17 protein-coding genes are annotated in these 24,253 nt (G+C 50.3%); 12 read left to right on the top strand and 5 right to left on the bottom strand.

The features are described from left to right. Positions 1 to 156 precede the first annotated feature (156 nt). From AC4BAN_RS08205 to AC4BAN_RS08185, 5 genes are all read left to right on the top strand, one after another. The gene (locus AC4BAN_RS08205) at positions 157 to 561 is read left to right on the top strand and encodes an EVE domain-containing protein (protein ID WP_490563908.1); all 405 of its coding nucleotides are present in this window, start codon (positions 157 to 159) and stop codon (positions 559 to 561) included. 100 nt (positions 562 to 661) lie between these two features. After that, positions 662 to 2,143 carry a recombinase family protein gene (locus AC4BAN_RS08200; protein ID WP_490563907.1) on the top strand — a complete coding sequence of 494 codons (1,482 nt, stop codon included), beginning with the start codon at positions 662 to 664 and terminating at the stop codon, positions 2,141 to 2,143. Positions 2,144 to 2,282: 139 nt separating this feature from the next. Further along, positions 2,283 to 2,831: a bifunctional pyr operon transcriptional regulator/uracil phosphoribosyltransferase PyrR gene (pyrR, locus tag AC4BAN_RS08195; protein WP_490563906.1), complete on the top strand. Its 549-nt coding sequence runs from the start codon at positions 2,283 to 2,285 to the stop codon at positions 2,829 to 2,831. 12 nt (positions 2,832 to 2,843) lie between these two features. Further along, entirely contained in the window at positions 2,844 to 3,767 is a 924-nt protein-coding gene (locus AC4BAN_RS08190; protein ID WP_490563905.1) for an aspartate carbamoyltransferase catalytic subunit, read from the top strand. 157 nt (positions 3,768 to 3,924) lie between these two features. Next, positions 3,925 to 4,296 carry a hypothetical protein gene (locus AC4BAN_RS08185; protein ID WP_490563904.1) on the top strand — a complete coding sequence of 124 codons (372 nt, stop codon included), beginning with the start codon at positions 3,925 to 3,927 and terminating at the stop codon, positions 4,294 to 4,296. 540 nt (positions 4,297 to 4,836) lie between these two features. Here the strand turns inward: AC4BAN_RS08185 and AC4BAN_RS08180 are convergent. Continuing rightward, complete coding sequence (locus AC4BAN_RS08180) at positions 4,837 to 6,294, bottom strand: OmpA family protein (RefSeq protein ID WP_490563903.1); 1,458 nt, start codon at positions 6,292 to 6,294, stop codon at positions 4,837 to 4,839. A gap of 292 nt (positions 6,295 to 6,586) precedes the next feature. After that, a complete protein-coding gene (locus AC4BAN_RS08175; RefSeq protein WP_490563902.1) occupies positions 6,587 to 8,011 on the bottom strand; it encodes an OmpA family protein in 1,425 nt (474 codons plus the stop codon). A gap of 758 nt (positions 8,012 to 8,769) precedes the next feature. Here AC4BAN_RS08175 and AC4BAN_RS08170 point away from each other — a divergent pair. From AC4BAN_RS08170 to AC4BAN_RS08150, 5 genes are all read left to right on the top strand, one after another. Next, a complete protein-coding gene (locus AC4BAN_RS08170; RefSeq protein ID WP_490563901.1) occupies positions 8,770 to 9,903 on the top strand; it encodes a glycosyltransferase family 4 protein in 1,134 nt (377 codons plus the stop codon). 219 nt (positions 9,904 to 10,122) lie between these two features. Beyond that, entirely contained in the window at positions 10,123 to 10,884 is a 762-nt protein-coding gene (locus tag AC4BAN_RS08165) for a hypothetical protein (RefSeq protein ID WP_490563900.1), read from the top strand. A 72-nt stretch (positions 10,885 to 10,956) separates the two neighbouring features. Further along, the gene (locus AC4BAN_RS08160; protein WP_490563899.1) at positions 10,957 to 12,189 is read left to right on the top strand and encodes a M16 family metallopeptidase; all 1,233 of its coding nucleotides are present in this window, start codon (positions 10,957 to 10,959) and stop codon (positions 12,187 to 12,189) included. A 27-nt stretch (positions 12,190 to 12,216) separates the two neighbouring features. Continuing rightward, complete coding sequence (locus AC4BAN_RS08155; protein WP_490563898.1) at positions 12,217 to 12,861, top strand: O-methyltransferase; 645 nt, start codon at positions 12,217 to 12,219, stop codon at positions 12,859 to 12,861. Positions 12,862 to 13,161: 300 nt separating this feature from the next. After that, the gene (locus AC4BAN_RS08150; RefSeq protein WP_490563897.1) at positions 13,162 to 15,492 is read left to right on the top strand and encodes a LysM peptidoglycan-binding domain-containing protein; all 2,331 of its coding nucleotides are present in this window, start codon (positions 13,162 to 13,164) and stop codon (positions 15,490 to 15,492) included. A 32-nt stretch (positions 15,493 to 15,524) separates the two neighbouring features. Here AC4BAN_RS08150 and AC4BAN_RS08145 read toward each other — a convergent pair whose 3' ends face one another. Next, positions 15,525 to 16,847: an MFS transporter gene (locus tag AC4BAN_RS08145; protein ID WP_490563896.1), complete on the bottom strand. Its 1,323-nt coding sequence runs from the start codon at positions 16,845 to 16,847 to the stop codon at positions 15,525 to 15,527. A gap of 321 nt (positions 16,848 to 17,168) precedes the next feature. Here AC4BAN_RS08145 and dnaE point away from each other — a divergent pair, with 321 nt between their 5' ends. Then, on the top strand, positions 17,169 to 20,789 hold the full coding sequence (gene dnaE / locus AC4BAN_RS08140; RefSeq protein WP_490563895.1) for a DNA polymerase III subunit alpha: 3,621 nt from the start codon (positions 17,169 to 17,171) through the stop codon (positions 20,787 to 20,789). 497 nt (positions 20,790 to 21,286) lie between these two features. Further along, positions 21,287 to 21,613, top strand: a complete 327-nt coding sequence (gene trxA / locus AC4BAN_RS08135; protein ID WP_439881482.1) for a thioredoxin — start codon at positions 21,287 to 21,289, stop codon at positions 21,611 to 21,613. Positions 21,614 to 21,669: 56 nt separating this feature from the next. Here trxA and AC4BAN_RS08130 read toward each other — a convergent pair whose 3' ends face one another. Beyond that, a complete protein-coding gene (locus AC4BAN_RS08130; protein ID WP_490563894.1) occupies positions 21,670 to 22,173 on the bottom strand; it encodes a DUF421 domain-containing protein in 504 nt (167 codons plus the stop codon). Positions 22,174 to 22,212: 39 nt separating this feature from the next. Continuing rightward, entirely contained in the window at positions 22,213 to 24,141 is a 1,929-nt protein-coding gene (locus AC4BAN_RS08125; RefSeq protein ID WP_490563893.1) for a hypothetical protein, read from the bottom strand. Positions 24,142 to 24,253 lie beyond the last annotated feature (112 nt).

Below are 24,253 nucleotides of genomic sequence, written 5' to 3'. Positions count from 1 at the left end.
TCGCTTATGATCTCTAAGATCAGCAGCAGATCTCATGCTGGCTAAGGAGGCCTTTTATAAGGCTTGCTCTGGCAGAGAAAGCCGCGTTTTGCTTATGCCTTAGCAGCCGCTTATCCCTGCCACGAACTTAACTTTTATACTTACATTTCATCACTCATGCAGCACTGGCTCGTAAAATCAGAACCCGAAAAATATTCCTGGGCAAACCTAGTAAAAGACGGCAGAACCATGTGGGATGGCGTTCGCAATTACCAGGCACGCAACAACATGCAGCAGATGCAACCCGGCGACCTGGTGTTGTTTTACCACAGCGTTTCTGAGAAAGCGGTGGTAGGCATCGCCAAAGTAGAAAAGGCCGCCTACCCGGACCCAACCGCCGACGATGCAAAGTGGGTTGTGGTAGACCTGGTACCCTTCCGCGACTTTAAAGAGCCTGTTACCCTGGAGCATATCAAGCAGGACAAGCGGCTTGAACACATTGCCCTGCTGCGCCAGTCGCGGCTCTCGGTAATGCCGCTTAAAGCCGAGGAGTTCGACATCCTGCTTGCCCTGGGAAACTGATAGCAGCAGCTGAACCAAAGCCGGGTACAACGATTCGCGTTTAAATGGAGTAAACATTTTTAAACGCGCATGCGTGTACTTCCTGGCATTCCACCCGTATATGGCTAAAGTACGAAGCTTTTTCACGATGATCTTCGCATTGGTCGTTGTCCCGCTCCTGGCGCAGCAACCGAAGCAGCCTGTACGCCTCGAATTGCCTTTCAATATACAGGAAACGCAGGCAGAGGTAATTGTCCTGCCCGACAGCAGCCTGCTGTTGTATCACAAGATCAGTAATGTTTGGAACACCAAGGCTGAGTTTTACTTCACAAAGTATAACGATCGCTTGCAGGAAGTTTGGCAAACCAAAGCCACCCTTGACCCGGATCAGGAATTCGTGCGCTTCTATACTGCCAAACCCTTCACCTATTTTGTGTTCAGCGGAGATGATAAGGAGGCATATACTTTTGTAAAGATTAACCTCCGAACCGGGAAAGCTGAATCCATTGCGCACAAACTGGAGAATGTAGATGCGATCTATGAATTCAACGTTTTACATGGCAACTATTTTCTGATAGGCAGAAACCGTAAAGATCTTAAACCGCTGCTGCTTTACCTGAATCCATCCAGCAAAGAGCCGCAGATTCTGCCAGCGGTCTATGGCGATGAATCCTCTTTCTCCGATATGCTGGCAGATCCGGTGAACGGACGCGTCGATGTGGTCATGACCGAGTCGAACGGCAGAATATCCAGGCTACAGGTAAAAAGCTTTGATGCGGAAGGAAAACTGCTTGACAACCACTTTATACTTCAGCAACACGACAAAAGCCTTCTGAACGCCGAGATATCGCCCGGTGACAGCGCCCATAAATTGCTTCTAGGTACGTATGGGGCAAGGGATCTCCGTTATTCAAGGGGGTTTTTCACTGCCCCGCTCGCTGCCTCTGGTGGCAACGGCAATTTCTACAATGTGCTGCAACTGCAAAACTTCCTGAAATACATGCGCCCGCGCCGGGAGGAAAGGACACGCAGGAGAGAAACCAGCCGTTACAAAGCTGGCAAAGAAACCTCCTTCAGGTATCGCTTGCTGCTCCACGACTTAATCAGTACCCCGACCGGTTACGTGTTGGCCGCAGAGTCATACTATCCACAGTATCGCTCCAACTCCAGCTCCTGGAACATAGACCGCGGCAATTCGCTGATCCGCCCCCAGGATGGCTACAAACGCACGCACGCCGTTGTGATGGGCTTTGATAAGCAAGGTATTTTACTCTGGGACAATGCCTTCCCTTTAAAGGATGTGACCACTTTCGATTTAACGCATGTGCTGGAAGTGAGCTACACACCCGATGGCAGGGTGGTGATGGCCTACCCAGAAAATGACGCTATCATTTACCACATCATGCAAGGCAGCACGTTTGACGATGAAGAGCACAAACTGAAAATTAAAACCTATAGCGAAAGCGAAAAGGTGCTGCTAACCGAATCCCCTGGAATTATCTCTTGGTATGCCGCAAACTTTGCTGCCTATGGTTTCCAGCGTATCAAAACTATAGGCGCTGAACCCCGCACTGTTTTCTACATAAACAAGATCAGTTTTTAAACGCATCGTTTTAGTGCGCCCCTGTGCCACTTTTTGGCATAGGGGCGTCCCGGTAATCTGGCCAGATTTACAATTTAGCCATTCAACTACCACGCATTTAAGTTTAACTCTACTATATTTGCAACCAAGACTTTAGGCTATGCAGAAAAGACTTATTGTGAACCACCAGCTGCTCGAGATAATGGTGATGCGCCTTTGCCATCAGCTTATCGAGAACCACGGTGATTTTTCTGACTCTGTTATCTTAGGCCTGCAGCCACGGGGCATTTTTGTGGCCGACCGGATAAAAAAAACCCTAGCCGCCATACTTGGCAAGAAGGTTCCAACCGGTCACCTGGACACCACTTTCCACCGCGATGACTTCCGCCGCCGCGACTCTCCGCTTACAGCCAACGCAACCAAAATCGATTTTCTGATCGAGGGAAAAAAAGTGATCCTGGCAGATGATGTGCTTTATACTGGCCGCTCGGTCAGGGCAGCCCTGGACGCCATGATAGCGTTTGGCCGGCCAGCCGGGGTAGAGCTTTTAGTGCTGGTTGACAGGCTCTACACACGCCACCTGCCCATACAGCCTACGTATGTGGGCCGAAGTGTAAACTCACTTCAAAGCCAGCGGGTACTTGTAGAATGGCAAACCCCCGGAACCCCGGAAGATAACATCTGGCTGATTACCAAAACCGACGATTAAACATCTCAGTACATGCAAGAGCTCAGCGTCCGGCACCTTTTAGGAATCAAAGATATCACTACAGCAGATATCCAACTCATTTTTGAAACTGCGGATAACTTCAAGGATGTACTGAACAGGCCCATCAAGAAAGTACCCTCGCTGCGAGACATAACGATCGCGAACGTTTTCTTCGAGAACTCCACCAGAACAAAGCTCTCTTTTGAGCTAGCCGAAAAAAGGCTTTCAGCGGACGTGATCAATTTTAGTAGTAGCGGCAGTTCGGTGAAGAAAGGCGAAACCCTGCTCGATACTGTAAATAATATCCTGGCTATGAAAGTGGATATGATCGTCATGCGCCACTCCAGCCCGGGGGCGCCTCACTTTCTTAGCCGACACATTTCCGCCAACATTATAAACGCCGGAGATGGTACGCACGAGCATCCTACCCAAGCTTTGTTGGACACATTCTCAATTCGGGAAAAGCTTGGAGAAGTAGCCGGGAAAAAAGTGGTGATCGTCGGGGACATCCTGCATTCCAGGGTAGCCTTGTCTAATATTTTCGCACTGCAGAAACTAGGCGCCGAAGTAATGGTTTGCGGTCCCGTTACCCTGCTTCCCAAGTACATCAGAGAACTGGGGGTAAAGGTAGAGCTGGATATTAGGAAGGCACTGGCTTGGTGCGATGTGGCCAATGTGCTGCGTATTCAACTGGAAAGGCAACAAATGAAATACTTCCCATCTTTAAGGGAGTATACTTTGTACTATGGAATTGATAAGGCCATGCTGAACCAATTGAATAAAGAGATTGTACTAATGCACCCCGGGCCTATAAACCGCGGCGTTGAGTTAAGTTCGGATGCCGCCGACTCGCATCATTCGATTATTTTGAACCAGGTTGAAAACGGAGTTGCCATACGCATGGCAATATTATACCTTTTAGCCTCGAAAAAATGATTTTATTCCCAGCCCTATAAATTTCATTCCCTTTTTGGGAAAAGCTAAAATAACAAAACCTACTTCAAATGCATTAAAACACTATATAGGGTAATAATTTTTTTTGGCACAAAGGTTGACTTAGTTGTTTCGAATCAAAGAATGCAATTAAGTTTATATGAAAAAGTATTTTACCCTTTTAGCAGTAACCTTTATACTTCTTGTTTCCACAGGTGCTCAGGCAGCATTTGCAAACGGCAATATTTCTACTGAAAAGAAAAAGGCACTCGTGCTTTTGATCAAGCAGGTTGACAGGAATATTATCAATGAGCTGCAGTTAAACGAAATGCAGTACATCCAGCTTAGAACACTCAATAAAAAGTACCAGGAAGAGACTGAGCAACTTCAGGCTACCAACGAATTAACATCTGCTTCTTTCGACTCTAAAATACAGGAGTTAAATAATAAGTACTTCGCTGAGCTAAACGAAGTACTTACCACAAAGCAGATCACAACTTTTATCAACAAGCAAACTATCGCTTTAAAATAAGTATTAGCTGCTTATCAAACATCATTTAAATGCCTGCTCTCTCAACGAGAGCAGGCATTTAGTTTCTAATCCCACTCCTACTGCTATCCCCCTAGCCAATCAGCCGCGTTTAGCGGGTACTTGCCCTAAGTATTAGGCACCAAGGCTCAATGACCTTTAGCATGTCCGAAATATGCCGTGCAAAATATAAAGACAGACCCCAACCCATCTAAGACTAGCTTTCAGGCACTCAATCACTTCCATTCAGCTTGTGCATCAAATAAAGTTTTGCTCTAGGGCTTTAAGTATACTTTTCCCAATCCTTAAAATCATTCGCTAGGAGATAGTTTTAAGCATTAGAGCTAATCTAAACCTGCATAAGTCAAAGGAAGTCATGCCATGTATTTTGACCTGAGCCAAATCCGCTATGAAGTATGTTTCTGAATGTATTTATCTGCCACTTTACAGGAAAAACCAGTTTACGCAGTTTCTATAAGGTAACAACGCAAAGCGCGCCCTGGATAGGCCAGGGCGCGCTTTGCGTTGTGGTTGCAAGGTGTATTATTTCCGGTTCAGTTGCATGTCGGGCGTGTTGAGCTCGAAGCCCACGCGGCGGTTGATGCGGCGGGCCGTCTCGGTGCGGCGCTTGGAGAGGCGCTCGTTGACCTGCACCAGGGGCTGGCTCTCGCCGTAGCCGCGGGTCACCAGGCGGTCCGGGTTCTTCACCCCGCGCTGCACCAGGTACTCCTTCACGGCCTCGGCCCTGCGCTCGGAGAGCGCCTGGTTGTAGTCCTCGGAGCCGATGAAGTCGGCGTGCCCCTTGATGAGCAGCACATGGTCCGGGTACTTCTCCAGGGCCACGATCACCGAGTCGAGCAGCTGCTTGTAGGCCTCCTGCACGATGGACTTGTCGAACTCGAAGCGCACCTTCTCGTCGATGAGCTTCTTGGTGGCCGCGTCCACCTCCGGACAGCCGTTGGCCGTGCCTGGGCCCGGGGTGTTAGGGCAGGCGTCCTCGTTGTCAGCCACGCCGTCGCCGTCCGTGTCAACCGGGCAGCCGTCGGCGCCCACCTGCACGCCGGCCGGGGTGCCGGGGCACTTGTCGTCCTTGTCGGCCACGCCGTCGCCGTCTGCGTCAGGGCAGCCCTTGGTGGCCGCCGTGCCCGCCTCGTCCGGGCAGAGGTCGTTCTTGTCGGCCACGCCGTCGTTGTCGCGGTCAGGGCAGCCGTTGAGGCTGGCCACGCCCGCCTCCGTAGGGCACTCGTCCTGGTAGTCGGCCACGCCGTCGCCGTCCGTGTCAACCGGGCAGCCGTCCTTGTCCACCTGCACGCCCGTCGGCGTGTCAGGGCACTTGTCGCGGCGGTCCGGAACCCCGTCCATGTCCGTGTCAGCCGACTTGCCTAGGTTTAAACTTATCCCTGCCTTATGTTCCAGAAACCGGTCGTTATCGCCACCTGTCTTGTTTTCAAATTTATCACTGCCGGTTAACAGGTAATTAGACTCCACAAAAACATTAAACCCATCTGTAATCCTGAACCGGATACCTGCGCCACCAGCTAATACCGGTGTCACGAAATTATCATCAAACATTTGTCCAGCATCCGCTCCTTTTGCACTTACGTACATGCCTCCCCCCGCTATAGTGAGGTAGGGGCCGATAAAGGCATCTTCTTTCAGGATAGTACCATACATTTTTAAACGCACGCCAAGCATGGCGGAGGCAAGTTGATCGGTAAAATAATCAGTAGGTGGGGTCAGGTATAATTCAGGGCTGTTGTAGACCAGATGAAAACCCAGGTCAAACGATGGACTGAGAAAACGGTTGTAAGATACCCCGATCCCTTTTTCCGCCTTATCCCAAAATTGGTTTCCCAGTTCGCCTTTATAAGACATGGCCGTTCCGAATAACTGGAGGTTATTCGGCCGGTCGGATGTTTGCGCCAATAGTTCTGAACCGGTTGGCAAGGTGAGCAGCAGCACTACCAAGAGTGCGAAGAGGTGCGCAAGATGTTTTTGCATATAGCCTTAAAGTATATTTATATATGGCAATACGTACATGAACCAATCAAGTTTTTAAATTAAAGAGGCGGTAAAGTTGAGGACGGGTGCTGCATCCAGACAAATATTAAAAAGAAGCAGCTCACATAAATTTGTTTGCTTAGCCAAAACACTCTTGGTTCTGCTTTTAGAAGTTTAAATGGTATGCGAGAGGAGAACAATTTAGGCTATGCAGATTAGCTAATGCCTGGCTAATAAAAAAAGGCGCCCCGAGTTTCCCCGGGGCGCCTTTTTAACTATATGCTTCTAAGGATTACTCCATGTTCAGCTGCATGTCGGGCGTGTTGAGCTCGAAGCCCACGCGGCGGTTGATGCGGCGGGCCGTCTCGGTGCGGCGCTTGGAGAGGCGCTCGTTGACCTGCACCAGGGGCTGGCTCTCGCCGTAGCCGCGGGTCACCAGGCGGTCCGGGTTCTTCACCCCGCGCTGCACCAGGTACTCCTTCACGGCCTCGGCCCTGCGCTCGGAGAGCGCCTGGTTGTAGTCCTCGGAGCCGATGAAGTCGGCGTGCCCCTTGATGAGCAGCACATGGTCCGGGTACTTCTCCAGGGCCACGATCACCGAGTCGAGCAGCTGCTTGTAGGCCTCCTGCACGATGGACTTGTCGAACTCGAAGCGCACCTTCTCGTCGATGAGCTTCTTGGTGGCCGCGTCCACCTCCGGACAGCCGTTGGCCGTGCCTGGGCCCGGGGTGTTAGGGCAGGCGTCCTCGTTGTCAGCCACGCCGTCGCCGTCCGTGTCAACCGGGCAGCCGTCGGCGCCCACCTGCACGCCGGCCGGGGTGCCGGGGCACTTGTCGTCCTTGTCGGCCACGCCGTCGCCGTCGCTATCCGGGCAGCCCTTGGTGGCCGCCGTGCCCGCCTCGTCCGGGCAGAGGTCGTCCTTGTCGGCCACGCCGTCGTTGTCGCGGTCAGGGCAGCCGTTCAGGCTGGCCACGCCCGCCTCCGTTGGGCACTCGTCCTGGTAGTCGGCCACGCCGTCGCCGTCCGTGTCAACCGGGCAGCCGTTCTTGTCCACCTGCACGCCCGTCGGGGTGTCAGGGCACTTGTCGCGGCGGTCCGGAACCCCGTCCATGTCCGTGTCTTTGGCCTTACCTAGGTTGATGCCAATACCGCCCCTGTGCTCCAGGAAACGATCGTTGTCACCGCCTTCTACTCCGTCAACTTTGTCGTTGCCGGTTAATATATAAGTAGTTTCTCCAAACACGCTGATGGCATCGGTAATACGAAAACGTATACCAGCGCCACCTGCAGCGGCAAAAGTCACATCGCTGTTGTCAAAGGCAACAGCAGTAGCTGGGGTAGGGCCATAACGCCCATCTGTATCGACAAACATACCACCTACTTTGGCAACCAGGTAGGGGCCGATCAAGGCATCCTCTTTCAGGATAGTACCATACATCTTCAGCTTTAATCCCAACATAAGGCTAGGAACAGGGCCTTTGAATCGTTGCCATTGCTGGTAGTTACGTTCTGTCGTATTATAAGCGAAGTCTAAGCTTCCGTCGAAAGATGGGCTAAGGAAACGGTTGTAGGTGATACCCCCGCCCTTCTCGGTGCTTTCCCAAAACTGGCTTCCCAGTTCTCCTTTATAGGAGATGGCCGTTCCAAATAGCTGTATGTTATTTGGTCGATCCGATGTTTGCGCAAGCAGGGATGTACTTGCTGATAGCAAGAACATCAGCACAAACGCAGTTTTACATAGTTTTGTAATTCTTGTTCGCATAATTCTAAAGGATATATTTATATATGACAATACGTGCATGCACCAATCAAGTTCGCAAGATATATAAAAAGTTAATATTTAACCCGATCTATATTACTTTCTGACTTATGGTTGATAATTAACATGCCTTTCAAACATTAGAATAAAGTGTGCTTTGAAGACAAATCAATTGCTGTAACAGGTATTTTTAGGCAAATTTAACAAATATATTAATATTTATATGTTTACGCTCACTTAATTTTAACAGGAGTACAAAACTTACTCATCTCGTTTGTTTACCTTATCTGCAACAGCCAATTTCCTCTTTGGAATCCTCAAAACAGATTACTTTACTTTAATGCAGCTACAACATACGACCAAATTACGCATAACGTTCTGAAATTTCCTTCATGTATCCGCCTAGCGTTAGCTGATGAAAGCGAACCCTGAGAGTTATTTAGTTTACCTTTATCCGCTTCCGCCTGAAACATATGGCTTTAGCACCTGTTCTAATCTGTTCACCTTATTTTTAAAAATAATCTCTCCCTTGATTAATCTACCTACTCTAACTTACGAGAATAGCAATCCGGGGAAATTGGCCAAAAACACACTACATTATTTAGCAGCACCAACGGTTAAGTAGCAGGCCATGACTTCCGGGCTGCCTAAAGCCGGCCAAGCGCCTGTTTTGAAAAAACAATTTGTAATATTGTGCATTAATATAGCCTGCTGCCATGCTTATTGGATTCGACGCCAAACGCGCTTTCAACAACACTTCCGGATTAGGTAACTATAGCCGTTTCCTGATCTCCGCGCTGACCCACTCCTGTCCGCACCATACATACTTCTTATATACCCCGCGGCTGAACCCGCTTTTCGCTGATTTTTACTCTGCCACGCCCCATGCCCATATTGTAAGGCCACAGGGCTGGCTTAAACAGTTGCCTGCGTTTTGGCGCACATTCGGGCTTTCAGCTCAAATAAAGAAAGACCAACTCGATATATACCATGGCCTCAGCAACGAGCTGCCCCTGCATATCCGGGCAAGCGGCGCAAAAGCTGTGGTTACCATACACGATCTGATATTTATGCGCTACCCGGAGTTTTATAGCTTCATAGACCGCTCCATCTATGCCTATAAGTTCCGCAAAGCCTGCACCCTGGCACACCGCATCGTGGCCATCAGCGAGCAGACCAAACAAGATATCGTTGCTTATCTGAAGGTCGACCCGGCAAAGATAGAAGTGATCTACCAGGATTGTGATCCTATTTTTCACAGTACTGTCACTGAACCATTGAAGGCTGCTGTAAAACAAAAGTATAAACTGCCCGAAAAGTATATCCTAAGCGTGGGAACCCATGAACCTCGTAAAAACCAGTTGAACCTGCTAAAAGCATGGTACGCATCCGGAAACGATCTAGACCTGGTGCTGGTGGGCCGGCAAACGAATTATACCACAGCGCTGAAAGCATTCATTACTAAAAAAGAGATCCAGGACAGGGTCCATTTTCTGCCCTACATTCAGTTTCAGGACCTGCCAGCGATTTACCAAATGGCCCGTATCTTTGCATACCCATCCGTTTTCGAAGGCTTTGGCATCCCTATACTGGAGGCGCTTAACAGCGGCGTTCCCGTTATTACTTCTAGCGGTTCCTGCTTTAAAGAGGCAGGAGGCGACGCCGCCCTGTATGTTTCGCCAGATCAAGGGCAGGTGCCCGCCCTTCAAAGAGCCATTCAACAAGTAAGTACCGATGCCGCATTACGGGAGCGAATGATCCGGAGCGGCTACCAGCACGCACAACTTTTTAGGCCAGAGCACACCATAACCCAACTTCACAAGCTTTACCAACAGGTGTTAGCAGCATAAATATTATTTTATATATATTTGATTACCTGCCTGAAACAAAAAATAACCGCACATTAACACGCCAAAGCTGCTGCCAGTTTTCAAAATCATTTTACCTTTGTAAGCAGATCGTTTCAGGCAACAGCACGCTTCAATAATATCACTGCCCGAAAATCAGCAATTGTCAGTTTCCGTTATCCTGCTTACCCAAAATTTAAAAGCCATATACCACCCCTCCACATGAGAAACTTTACCCGCCCCTGCTTTTATCTGTCTCTCTTGCTTCTGTCGGTGCTGGCTGGCTGCGGGCCATCTGCTTACATGCCCACAGTGCCGAATGTACCGATGTTTACAAAAAAAGGAGAGCTTAGTGCTGGCGGGCATGCCACTTTAAAAGGCAACATCACCTTTAATACTGCTTATGCGGTATCCGATCATTTTGCGGTGATGCTCAATGGATCGATGCTAAACAGTGAGCGCAGAAAAAGGGATATGCGCTACAACCAACTGGAGGCCGGAGGGGGTTACTTCACCACTTTCGGGGTGGCTGATAACCGGGTTTTAGAGATCTACGGCGGTTTTGGGAATGGCAGCAGCGACCGTGTGGAGAAGAAGGAAAACAGGGAGTCGGGGGTGATGACCTACAACCGGCACGAGGCCAACTTTAACAAGTACTTTGTGCAGGTCAATTTCAGTTCGAAGCGTAAAGAGGCGCTGAAGCTACTTGGCAGGGAATTCCCCCTTAATTATGGCACAGCACTCAGAGCCAGTTACGTTAACATGTATGCCTATACTTTAAATAATGTAGCCGGGCAGGAGGAGGACAACATTTTTTTAGAGCCCATTTTTTATACCCGCCTCACCTTAAACCCCGCCGTACAGCTGCAGTATACCAGCGGCACGAACATTGGCCTCAGAAACCGGGACACGCTTACAGCCGCTTACTCCGTTTTCTCACTTGGGTTTGTGATAAACGTCGGAGGCCGCGCCACTGGCAACTGAGCCTACACTTCAGGCCGATAACTTTTAACTCATGGCACTTTCCCGTACCTTTGCAGGCTAAAATAGAACTGCATGCCTGATTACCATATACATACTTTAGCCAACGGAATAAGAATTGTTCATAAGCAAGTACCCAATACCAAAATAGCCCATAGCGGGTTTATCATGGATATTGGCAGTCGCGATGAACTCCCAAACCAACAAGGCCTGGCCCATTTTTGGGAACACATGGCTTTTAAAGGAACCCATAAACGCAAGTCGTTCCATGTGCTGAACCGCCTAGAGTCAGTGGGCGGCGAGCTGAACGCCTACACCACCAAAGAAAAGATCTGTTTTTACAGCTCGGTGCTCGACAAACACTTCGAGAAATCGTTTGAACTGCTCACCGATATCACGTTCCATTCTGTTTTCCCTGAAAAGGAGATCGAGAAAGAACGCGGGGTAATTCTGGAAGAGATGGCCATGTACCTGGATACACCCGAAGAGGCCATTGTCGATGAGTTTGATGCAGTGGTATTCGACAAGCACCCGCTCGGCGTTAACATACTGGGCACGAAAGAAAGCGTTTCCGGCTTTACACAACAGGACTTCCTGGACTTTATAGATCGGAACCTCAGCAACGACTCCCTCCTATTCTGCTCGGTAAGCAACCTGCCCTTCGATAAGGTGGTGAAGCTTGCCGAGAAGTACCTGTTGGATGTGCCGGTTGCACACAAACAGCGGGAGCGCATCCCCTTTACAAGCTATCAGCCCAAGTTGATCACCCTCGAGAAGCCGATCTCACAAGCACATTGTGTTCTGGGTTGCCCGGCCTACGCCTTGTCCGATGACCGGCGCATTCCTTTCTTTATGCTGGTCAATCTGCTAGGCGGCCCTGGCATGAACTCCAGACTAAACCTGGCCGTGCGCGAAAAGCATGGCCTGGTGTATACCATTGATGCCAACTACGCCACCTACCTCGACACAGGCTTGCTGACCATTTATTTTGGCACCGAGAAGAAACAGTTAAAACGAACCACCTCGCTGGTACTGAAGGAGCTGAAAAAACTCCGGGAGCAGCCCCTGGGCTCGTTGCAACTGCACACGGCCAAAGAACAGCTGATGGGCCAGCTAGCAATGGCCGAGGAGAGCAACATGGGCCTGATGATGATGATCGGCAAAAGCATCCTGGACCAAGGAAAGGTAGAGTCGTTGAATGAAATCTTCGAGAAGATCAAAAGCATCACTTCCGGCGACCTAACCGACATTGCCAACGATGTTTTGCAAGAGGATAAGATGAGTTTCCTGAATTATGTACCGGCCTGACACCGCCTGCCTGCTAGAATAAAGTATATGGAATTTATAGACGAGGACCTGCAACGATACGCAGAACAGCACACCTCTCCGGAGAGTGAGCTGCTGCAAAAGGTGAACCGGCAAACGCACCTCAGCGTCATGAAGCCGCGCATGCTCTCAGGCCACATGCAGGGCAGGCTGCTGGCCATGTTTTCCCACATGATTAAGCCCAGGCAGATACTGGAGGTAGGCACCTACACCGGCTACTCCGCCTTATGCCTGGCCGAAGGCCTGCAGCCGGGGGGCACGCTGCACACCATTGACAAGAACGAGGAACTGGAAGAGCGTGTAAGGGGCTATTTTGCAGAAGCCGGCCTGACAGAAAGTATAAAATTTTACCTCGGAAACGCGCTGGACATTATACCGGAGATCAAGGCGACCTTCGACCTGGTTTTTATCGATGCGGACAAGATCAACAATGCCACCTACTACGACCTTGTGATAGACCGGGTGGCAACAGGCGGTTATATTATTGCGGACAATGTGCTTTGGAGCGGGAAAGTGCTGGAGAAGTACCGGAAAAAACTGGATGAGGATACGGCCGCGCTGCTTGCCTTCAATGAAAAGGTACAGCAGGATGATCGGGTTGAGAACATCCTGCTCCCTATCCGCGACGGCTTGCTGGTAGCCCGCAAGAAATAGCTGGAACCTGGCGTAAAAAAAGGCGGCAGGCTTTTGAGCACTGCCGCTTTTTTTACGCCTTTCTGTACCCTGTCAAATAGGTTGGCCACGTGTTGGGAATTTAAGCAGCCGCCTTAAAAATTTAGCTAAAAATACTTCGTTCTTACTTTATAATGCGAGATAAAATCGCGTAATTTTGCACAGTCTATATTATTTTCTGAATATATTAATGCAGAGATAATTAGCCGCAGTTTACTCAACTGTAAGTAGAACCAACAGCAGACTAGTTTTAGCCATCATATATTACCTATTACCACAAGTATGAGAAAACAGCTACCCCTTCTCGTGTTACTGCTGCTGCCATTCCTTGCACTGGCATCATCCGTTACCGTACCCAAAAATGTATACTTCGCCGATGTGCATCTGAAAATATCCGACGAGGCGCAGCAGGAGATCCAGAAGAAAGTTGATGCCTTGCACCGGAACCAGACATACTTCCGGATGAAGGTAGAGTTGGCAGACGCCTACTTTCCAATCATCGAAAGGGTTTTTAAAGAGGAGGGGGTGCCCGATGATTTCAAGTACCTGGCCCTGCAGGAGAGCGGCTTGATAGGGGACGCTGTCTCTACTTCGAACGCAGTGGGTTACTGGCAGTTTAAAAAGGAAGCCGCCATGGACTTTAACCTGCGCATGGACCACCTGGTGGATGAGCGCCGCCATATTATTGAGGCAAGCCGTGGCGCTGCCCGCTATTTTAAACGGAGCAATACCAATTACGACAACTGGTTTACCTCCCTCCTGTCCTATTACCTGGGCTATACGGGCGTAAAAACCTATTCCAGCCCTGCTGACAAAGGTGCGAAGAAAATGGAGGTTACTGAAAAGTCGCACCCCTACGTGATTACCTTCCTGGCGCACAAAATAGCCTACGATGCTTTTGTTGGAAAAAACAAGCCTGTTATTGCCCTGCAGGAAGTACGCGCTCTGCCGGGCCAGAGCCTGGCGGACATTGCGCTTTCCACCAAAACAGACTTTGTTGAGCTGGAGCGTTACAATAAATGGCTGCTGGGCAACTCCATTCCTTCGGATAAGGACTATTATGTGATGGTGCCGGTCCGTGGAGGAGACAGTGGCCTGCTGGCCTCAAAAGGTGAGACAGCGCCGGCACTAAGTCGATCTAGCCAGCAGATGGCTGCGGCCATTATGGTAAAACGCAACGGCCTTAACGCCCTGGTAGCCCGCCAAAACGATACCAAGGACAAACTGGCCTTACAAGCGGGCATCTCAACCCGCAAATTCCTGCGCTACAACGACCTGCATAATTTTGACCCGATCGTAGCAGGAGCTTCTTATTACATAGAGAAGAAAAACACCAGCGCCGAAAAAGAACAGCACGTGGTGCAGCCCGGCGAAACAATGCAGATGATCGCGCAGCACTATGGTATCCGTTTAAATTACCTGCTTTACAAAAACCGCATGGGCCGCACAGAAACCCCAGTGCCTGGTCGTGTGCTTTGGCTACAGCAGCGCCGCCCCGCCAGCATTGCCGTCGAGATACGCGACCTGAATCAAAAACAGCATGTTGCGGCTGGTGCCCCCGCTAAAGAACCTGACGCAGTGACCTCGCGCAACCAGGCTTTAACCCAAAAAGAGGCAGAGGAGCCACAGGATAATATATTCAAGCGTTTTATCAACAGTTTCAAGCGATTCAAAAAAGAGCCTGAGCCGAATAATACAAATACCGCCGTAACGCCGGAAGCGCCTGTGCCTGTAAAACATAGGGAGCAGGAAGCAGTGGCCCAGCCAGAAACTTCGGTTGTACAACCACAGCCTGCGACCGCACAACAAGCCCATGCCGTAGAAAAGAAACCAGCACCTGTCGCACTATACCCGGTAAATCAGGATACCCTGGCCAAAGCAGCGGCCATAAAGCCAGAAGTGAAGCCTGCCGTTATTGAAACGGACTCCATGTCTGTTGAACTACTGGATTCGGAGGAGCCAGAGCCTGAGGAACAGATCTTGTTGGAAGACGCACCGGAAACCATGGCTACGCCTGCGCCTGTGGCAAAACCACAAGCCAGCCCGGGCGCAACGAAGCACCTCGTAAAACAGGGAGAAACGCTGTATGGCATCTCCAGAATGTATGCCGTAACCATCAACGACCTGACTACCTGGAACAATTTGGGCGACGAGCCGCTAAAACTGGGGCAGGAGCTGCTGATAGCCGAACCGTTAACCCTGCCTGCTTCCGAAGCTGCTACCATTTTAAAGGAGCCGGCACCGGACACCAAGCCAGGCAATGGCACCCATAGGGTTGGGGCAGGCGAAACGCTGTACCAGATCTCTAAAACTTATAACGTGCCACTCGCTGACCTGCGCGCCTGGAATAACCTGCCAGACAATAACATCCGGATTGGCCAGGAACTAGTTGTTGCAGCACCAGCCAGCGGCCAGGCGCCTGCCTCTGTGGAGCAGAAGCCAACCGCATCCACCACTGCTGCCGGAAGCGCCTACCACACAGTGGCAGGCGGGGAAAGCATGTACCAGATCTCGCGCAAGTATAGCGTTACGATCAAAGACATCATGGAGTGGAACAATAAATCTGATTTTGCCGTGAGCGTTGGGGAGAAACTTCTGATCAGGAAGAAATAAAGGAGCAAGCAAAAGGGAAGGCAAAAGTAGTTTTAGCCTTCCCTTTCTTCTGACGGTGCGGTTAGGTTGGATGCCGCCTGTAGCCCTGTGGCTATTTCTGGCACAATGCCGAGGCGTTCGTAAATGGGCTGTACCATCTGTCTGAGTTTAGGCCGGTTAACAGCAAAGGGCACCACACTGACAGCGCAAAGAAAACCACAGCCCAATAACGTATAGGCCACGCCCACATGCTCTGCCACTGCGCCGGCCAGTACACTCCCGATCGGGGCCATGCCCATAAAAGCCGTCGCGTACAGGCTCATCACGCGCCCGCGCTTGTCATCCTCTACAATGGTCTGCAGCAAGGTATTGCAAGAGGCCATGGTCACGATCATGCCAAACCCGCTGAAAAGCATGAGCAGCAGCGATACCAGGAATATTGCGGAGAGCGAGAAGGCCATGAGGGCTGTGCCAAAGAGGAGCATCGTGAAAATGATCACCTTCCCCAGCCCCTCCACCGATTTCCGCTGTGCCAGGAACATGGCCCCGACCAAGGCTCCTAAGCCAGATGCCCCCATTAAATAACCCAGCGTATTTGCCCCGCCTCCCAGTATATCGCGGGCAAAAACAGGCAGTAATACGGTAAATGGCATCCCAAAAAGGCTTATCAGGCCCACAATAACTATCAGAGCCCTGATGGGAGGGAAGCTGTAGGCGTACTGAAACCCCTCCTTTAAAGACTGCCATACTTTCCGGCCCTGCTTCACGGGCTCAAAAGGCTTTAGGGTCATCAAGAGCAGGGAGGCGATCACGGCGATATAACTCAGGGCGTTGATCAGCAGGCAGATCCCCTCGCCTACTGCCGCTATCAGCAGGCCTGCGATAGTAGGGCCTACCAGGCGGGCCATGTTAAACATAGAGGAGTTCAGGGCTATCGCGTTGCTCATATCATCCCGGCGTTCCACTAACTCCACCACAAAAGCCTGGCGTGTGGTGATATCGAAGGCATTGATAGTACCCAGCACCGCACTAAGCGCCAGCACATGCCATACCTCAATCATGCCTGTCAGCACAAGTGCAGCCAGGGTGGACGCCTGCACCATAGAGAGCGCCTGCGTAACGAGCAGCACCTTCCTCCGGTCGAACTTGTCCGCCACAACACCTGCAAAAGGCCCGAGCAGAAAAGAGGGTATCTGGCTGGAGAAAGACACGGCGCCAAGCAGGAACACAGAATCGGTGAGCCGGTACACCAGCCAGCTTAGTGCGATCTGCTGCATCCAGGTACCAATCAGGGAAATGCCCTGGCCTACAAAAAAAAGCTTGTAATTGCGCGAGCTCAACGCCCTGAACATTTCTTTTAACTTTCCGGACATCATACTTTTAAATTCAACACCTCTTGCTTCAAACAGAACTTATACATACGTTCAGGTTAAGTACAGGAGTTATAATTTATATGTAAAAACAATGGTGCTGAAAACAGTAACCACATCCAAGCAATGGCGGCAGGAGCAGGAAAATTCCCTACATCTATCCGGCACATTTTCGCCATCTTTTTTGTTAACAGGTTGGCTGATTTTGTTTGGGCAAGCCCTCATTTTTCCGTAATTTTAACATCCCGAAAAGTCTTTCCAGAAAGGGCTGTCGCTTGTACAGTAATCTTTTCTAATTCATATTTTTTTAATTCCTAATCCCCGCAAATGCCTGTTTTTTCGCATTTACACACCCATACCCAGTACTCGCTGCTCGACGGCCAGGCCAGCATCAGTGCGCTCATGAAAAAGGCGCAGGCCGATGGCATGCCCGCCGTTGCCATGACCGACCACGGCAACATGTTTGCTGCCTTCAACTTTGTGGCCGAGGCCAACAAATATAACGTGAAGCCGATTGTGGGCTGCGAGTTTTACCTGGTAAAGGACCGCCACCTGAAAACGTTTACGAAAGAAGTGAAGGACGTGCGCCATCACCAGCTGCTGCTCGCCAAAGACCAGGAGGGCTACCAGAACCTGGCCAAGCTTTGCTCTCTGTCTTACATCGAGGGTGTTTACAGCAAGTGGCCCCGCATTGACAAAGAGCTGCTTTTAAAGTATAGCAAGGGCCTGATCGCCACCAGTTGCTGTATCGGAGCCGAAGTGCCGCAGGCCATACTTTGGAAAAGCGAGGCCGAAGCCGAGGAGATTTTTAAGTGGTGGCTCGATGTGTTCGGTGAGGATTACTACATAGAGATACAGCGCCACGGCCTGCAGAACATTGATGGCACCGGCAAGAGCCAGGAAGACATCAACCAGGTACTGCTGAAATGGGCCAAAAAGTATGATGTAAAGGTTATCTGCACCAACGACTCGCATTACGTGGAACAGGAGGACTGGAACGCGCACGATATCCTGCTGTGTGTGAACACCGGCGAGGACCAGAGCACTCCCGTTGGCGATTTTACAACTAAATATTACCGTTTCTTGTCGGATGACCAGAAAGTGATTTACGATACCGTGGAGAACGTTAGGGGCAAGTATAGCAACCACGCCAACGTGCGCCAGATGCTGAACCGCATTGATGAGGCCGGCCCCAAAACACGCTTCGGGTTTCCCAACGACCAGTTCTATTTCAAGACGCAGGCTGAGATGAACCAGTTGTTCCAAGATGTGCCCGAAGCCGTGGACAACACCAACGAGATCGTGGACAAGATTACGCCGCCCAAGCTGAAGCGCGACATTTTGCTGCCCAACTTCCCGATTCCGGCTGAGCATGCCAATGCCGATGCGTTTCTGCGCCACCTGACCTATGTGGGGGCAAAAAAGCGCTATACCGACTTAACCCCTGAAATAGAAGAACGCCTGGACTACGAGCTTCGCATTGTGGAAACGATGGGCTTTGCCGGTTACTTTCTTATTGTGCAGGATTTTATAAACAAAGGGCGCGACATGGGCGTGTTTGTGGGTCCGGGTCGGGGCTCGGCGGCCGGTTCGGCTGTGGCCTACTGCGTTGGTATTACTAACATCGACCCAATCAAGTATAACCTGCTGTTTGAGCGTTTCCTGAACCCAGAGCGTGTGTCGATGCCCGATATAGACATTGATTTTGACGACGTGAACCGCCAGCGCGTGATCGATTACGTGGTAGACAAGTATGGCAAAACACAGGTGGCCCAGATCATCACCTTCGGTACCATGGCTGCTAAATCCTCCATCAAAGATGTGGCGCGCTCTACCTCCCTGCCGCTAGCCGAGGCAAACGAACTGGCCAAGATGGTGCCCGACACCCCGGGTACTACCTTAGCCAAGGCCTTTATTGAGAACCTGGACCTGGCTGCCATCCGCGAAGGCACCGACCACCGCGCCGCAGTGCTAAAGCTGGCTGAAAAGCTGGAGGGCTCGATCCGGAACACGGGTATCCATGCGGCAGGGGTTATCATCGCGCCCGACGACATCACCAATTACATCCCGGTTTCCACCTCCAAAGATTCCGACCTGCTGGTAACGCAGTTCGACGGCAAGGTGATCGAGAGCGCGGGCATGCTGAAGATGGACTTCCTGGGTCTGAAGACCCTAACCATCATCAAAGATGCCATGGAACTCATCAAGAAGAACCACGGCGTTGATATCGACATTGATAACATTCCGATAGACGACGAGAAAACATACCAGCTTTACCAGCGCGGCGACACCATCGGCACATTCCAGTTCGAGTCGGAGGGCATGCGCATGTACCTCAAAGACCTTCAGCCTACCAACATTGAAGACCTGATCGCGATGAACGCCCTTTACCGTCCGGGCCCTATGCAGTTCATCCCGAACTTCATTAACCGGAAGCATGGCCGGGAGGAAGTGGAGTATCCGCACGAGCTGCTGGAACCGATCCTGAATTACTCCTACGGCATCATGGTGTACCAGGAGCAGATCATGCAGACGGCCCAGATCCTGGCCGGTTACTCGCTGGGTGGAGCCGACTTGCTGCGACGTGCCATGGGTAAAAAGGACATGAAGAAAATGGCCGAGGAGCGTGAGAAGTTCATTGCCGGAGCCGCCGAAATCCATAAAATTCCGGCAAAGAAGGCCTCTGAGGTATTCGACGTGATGGAGAAGTTCGCCCAGTACGGCTTCAACCGCTCCCACTCCGCCGCTTATTCGGTAGTAGCTTACCAGACGGGTTACCTGAAGGCCCACTACCCGGCAGAGTACATGGCTGCGGTACTGACCAACAACATGAACGACATCAAAAAGGTGACGTTCTTTATCGAGGAAGCCCGCAAGCAGGGCGTACAGGTACTTGGCCCGGATGTGAACGAATCGTTGCTCAAGTTTAACGTAAACGAGCAGGGCAATATCCGTTTTGGACTTGGTGCGATCAAAGGAACTGGCGAATCGGCAGTAGAGGCGATCATTTCCGAGCGTGAAAACGGCCTGTACCAGGATATCTTCGACTTTGCCAAGCGCATTAACTTGCGTGCAGTGAACAAGAAGACTTTTGAAAGTATGGCTTTGGCCGGCTGCTTCGACTCCTGGGAGTTGTATCACCGTGCCCAACTGATCGAGATACCTGAAAGTGAAAGTATGGCTCTGCTGGAGAAAGCCGTGCGTTACGGCAACAGTTACCAGGCAGAACAACAGGCTGCGCAGCAATCGCTGTTTGGGGGTGGTGCGGCAGTAGCTGCCCCAATGCCCAAACTACCGGAGGTTGCTGTCTGGTCGCAGGCCGAAATGCTACGCCGCGAAAAGGAAGTGGTGGGATTCTACATGTCGGGCCACCCGCTCGATCAGTTTAAGCTGGAGATAGACTCTTACTGCACCTGCAACCTGGACAGGATTGAGGAATACAAGAACCGTGATGTGAACGTGGCCGGTATGGTAACCGATGTGGTTATCCGCACCGCCCGCAATGGCAACCCGTTTGCACTGTTTACCATCGAGGACTATGACACTACCATGCAAATGGCGCTGTTTGGGGAGGATTACATGAAATTCTCGCCTTACCTGAAGATGGGTTTATACTTGTTTATCAGGGGCAAAGTGCAGCTACGCTATAAAACCGAGGACCAATGGGAGCTGAAACCTACCAATATCCAGCTGTTAGGCGATGTGATGGATAAAATGTCGCAGGGTGTACAGCTCAACATCAACCTGCAGCACTTCACTCCTAACCTGGCCGAGGCGCTGGAAACCGCCATTGCAACCAGCCCTGGCCAGAAACGCCTGGAGATCACCTTGCACGTGCCGGAGGAGAAACTGGTACTGCCCACCTACTCCCGCAAGTATAGAATTGACCCAAAGGTGTTTTTGAGCTCCATCAGGGAGATGGGGCTGGGCGAGTGTAAATTGATCTAGATCAGGATTCTCAGGTTCTGAAAGAGTGCGCCCTTTACTAGAATAAGCTGGTGTTTAGGAAGTCGTTTCTGAAAGTAGAAAGGGGTGTGCTGCTGCGGTGGCATCACCCCTTTTTATGTTTATTGAGTAAGCCAATCAAGCCACAGCTGCATAGCTACCAGGGCGTTGCAAATGGGTTACTACATGTAATATTCATGGAACAGGCAGAGCAATCATACTTGAACGCTACAGCCGCCGCTCTTTCACCGTTTACACATGCCTATGCTATATTTTTTTCCCAAGTTTGCATCTGAAACTTTTATTCACAACATTTGTTTATACAAATGATAGGTATCTATAAGACTTAATCGACGTAAGTAAACAGTATACTTATTTAAAAGTCCGAAACACAGTAACAAGACAGCTTGTCAGGTATTCCTAAATTGGGCAGATATTTGCCAAACATGGTATTGTTACTATATTTAAAACAGAATTTAACACACCAAACAGTTAAAGTTATGGCTAACAAAGCAATAGAAATTACAGACGCAAATTTTGATGAGATTATCAATTCAGATAAACCAGTATTGGTTGACTTTTGGGCAGAATGGTGCGGACCGTGCCGTATGGTAGGACCCATTGTGGAAGAGCTTGCCGGCGAATACGAAGGTAAAGCCGTTATCGGAAAAGTTGATGTAGATGCCAACCCGCAGACCTCTGCCAAGTTCGGCATCCGTAGCATTCCAACGCTGCTGGTATTTAAGAACGGTGAGATAGTTGATAAACAGGTAGGCGCTGTGCCTAAAAATGTACTTTCGCAGAAGCTGGATGCCCAGATGGCATAACAAGGTTTCTGAAAATGTATCAAGAAGGGTTGCCTGTAGTTAGAGGCAACCCTTCTTTATTTACTGCCTTTTTTAACAATGATACTTATTTCCCCGCTTCGCTCCAGGCAGGCCATTTTGATTTGGCTAAGTTCTTCAATCCCTCCTTTTACACGCATGGCCTCCTCCAGATCGTGAATGGTAACGCTGTTTGCCTCCATGGTAGCTTTCTGCAGTTTTCCGTTCTTCACCAGCTCCTTAGGTCTGCCTTTCACAAATTTACCGAAGTTGCTGGTATGGTAGGCCATCGTGGCCAGCAACCGGTGCATAAGCACCAATACAAAGGCAGCCACTATGGTGGGGTAAAAAGGGGCATTGCCTGTTATGGCTCGGCTCAGCACCGAGCCGTATATAATGCCGAGAATGATATCGAATGCAGTGTTTTTGCCGAAAATCCGCTGGCTACCCATGCGCACGATAAGTAGCGCTGCGGCAAACACAACCACGGCCCGGATAGACATATGCCACCAACTCAATGTGTCCTCCCCTATCCCAAGCGCCGAATCAATAAACTCCTGCATAAAGCCTTCAAACGCGGTTACCGGGCGTGGGTTATCGCCCTACCCGGCATCGCCACAGTTACACAGGTTTTTGTCCAGGCCGTAGAGCATCTCAAAATTCTTCTCCACTTCCTGCATCAGGTATTGCAGCCTGGCATTGTACTCCTGCACCTTCTGCAATTTGGTCAGCTCAAGGGTTGCATTGTTTAGCGTATCCAGCGCTTCGATACTAGTGCCGAACTCCTTGTTTTTGTCCTGCATGCGAACGATGTACTGATCGAGCGCCTGGCTGGTTGCAGCGGCAGCTGTCTGCAGGTTATTCTCGATGCACAGTTGCCGCTTCATTTGCCTGAAAACCGTTTGTTCGGCCAGCTGGTTCAGCTCCGATTTCTTCCGGATAGCCTGCTTTAGTTTAAAGTTGTCGTAGCGCTTGTTATAGTCGGCAATGGCCTCGCGCACTTTCTCGCGGCAACTCTGGCACTTGCTGGAGCTTGCTTTTTCCAAAATAGCATTGCGTTGGGGCATTGTTTCGTCAGTGGCCTGCAACTCGTTCAGCTTCTGTACCTCCTTGGCGTACACTTCGCTGTACTGCAGATCCTCCAGCTTTTTTATCAGCCGGATAATGGCCTCCCCTTCCACGGATGCAGACAAGTACTCTGGTTTGGGCAACTCCACGGCATACAACTTAGCCAGGGCATTCTCGCGTTTCTCCGGGGTGTTCCAGGCCTTGGGCTCGTTCTCCAGGTCTCGGAGCGTTTGCACCAACACCTTACCGTTTTTCAGGTTGTGGTCGGCCTCCAGGTACAGGTCAGCGTTGCCAAGTATGGCCTCGTACTCCTGCTTAAATATGTTTTGGTATGTACTGTTTTTATCAAACTCCTTTTCGCGGGCATCAAAGGTGCTCCGGAGCCGCTTATACTCCTGGATAATGCCAAAGAGGTTCTTAGCGTTCACCTCCGGGCTATTGTTGCGATAGTTTAAGCGGTAAATGTTGAGGTTCTGCTTCATTTCGGCGAACACGCGCAAAAACTCCACAAAAAGCTTTTCCTGCCGGTACGTCTCATCATTTACCAGCTTCTGTTCATAAGCGTTCTGAATTTTCTGCTTTCGCTTCTCGATCAGTTCCAACGTCACTTCGTCACCGGTAAGCACATCCATTTTGTAGAGCGACTTATAATTGGCTACCACCATAAAGGGGTAATCCTTATACCCTATGAACTCCTCCAGGCTTTTGCGGTCCAGCTTGTTGGTGTTCTTCGCCAGGTAGTCAGTCAGCTTCACAGACTTTATGGTGACCGTTTTTACATCGCCGGGTACAAACACATAAATGCGCACCGAGTGCAAGCGCGTGTCGAAGTCCTGGCCCTCGTAGAGGCGAATGGTAGAACTGAACTTATACTCCCGCTTGGTGGTGCGGGCGTTCAGCAGGTTCCCGAATTCGCCTACTAAGGAGAGAACGGCTCCGGATGGGTTGGTGAGTTTAGAAAGGTTTACAAGCTGATTGGCCACCAGGCTGAAAACCTGGTCGCCGTCGTTGTTCGTAACGGCTTTTGCGCTGATGATGGCATCAATGCTATTTTGGGTAGAGGAAAGCGGCATTTTGTCAATAATGCGTACCACCTCCAAATGATCACTCACTTGCGTTTTATACTCACGCTTATCCTGGTTAATGTAAAAATTGTAAAGAGGGTATACAATGGCATCGTTGCCGAAAAGCTTCATGTTTTTCAGCTGCGCTGTGATGAAGAGATATTCCAGCGCCTGGCCATACTTCTTCTTTGGCTTACGCACCCCGCGTTCCAATTCGTTCAGCACCCGCGAAAACTTATTGCCATTGAACAGATAAATATCCGTGGAGAGGTACTGCCATTCGTCTGAAAATATAAAATCATCGTTATAGCTGTAACCCAGGCGCGTTTCGATATTACGCTGCGCAGCTACCTGCTGGCTTAAAAGTAACAGAAAGAAAAAGACAACTATCTTCCGCATAAACTACGTTATTATCAAGTGTAAGAGGGTTTGGATGCAAGCGCCTGAGCGAAACATGTAAACGCTACTGAATGATTATAAGTGCATTAAAATTGCTAATAATAACGGTAAA

Source organism: Pontibacter sp. GD13 (assembly GCF_058216355.1).
The sequence above is the reverse complement of the archived record's forward strand: the minus strand, read 5'-3'. Positions and strand labels throughout refer to the sequence as shown.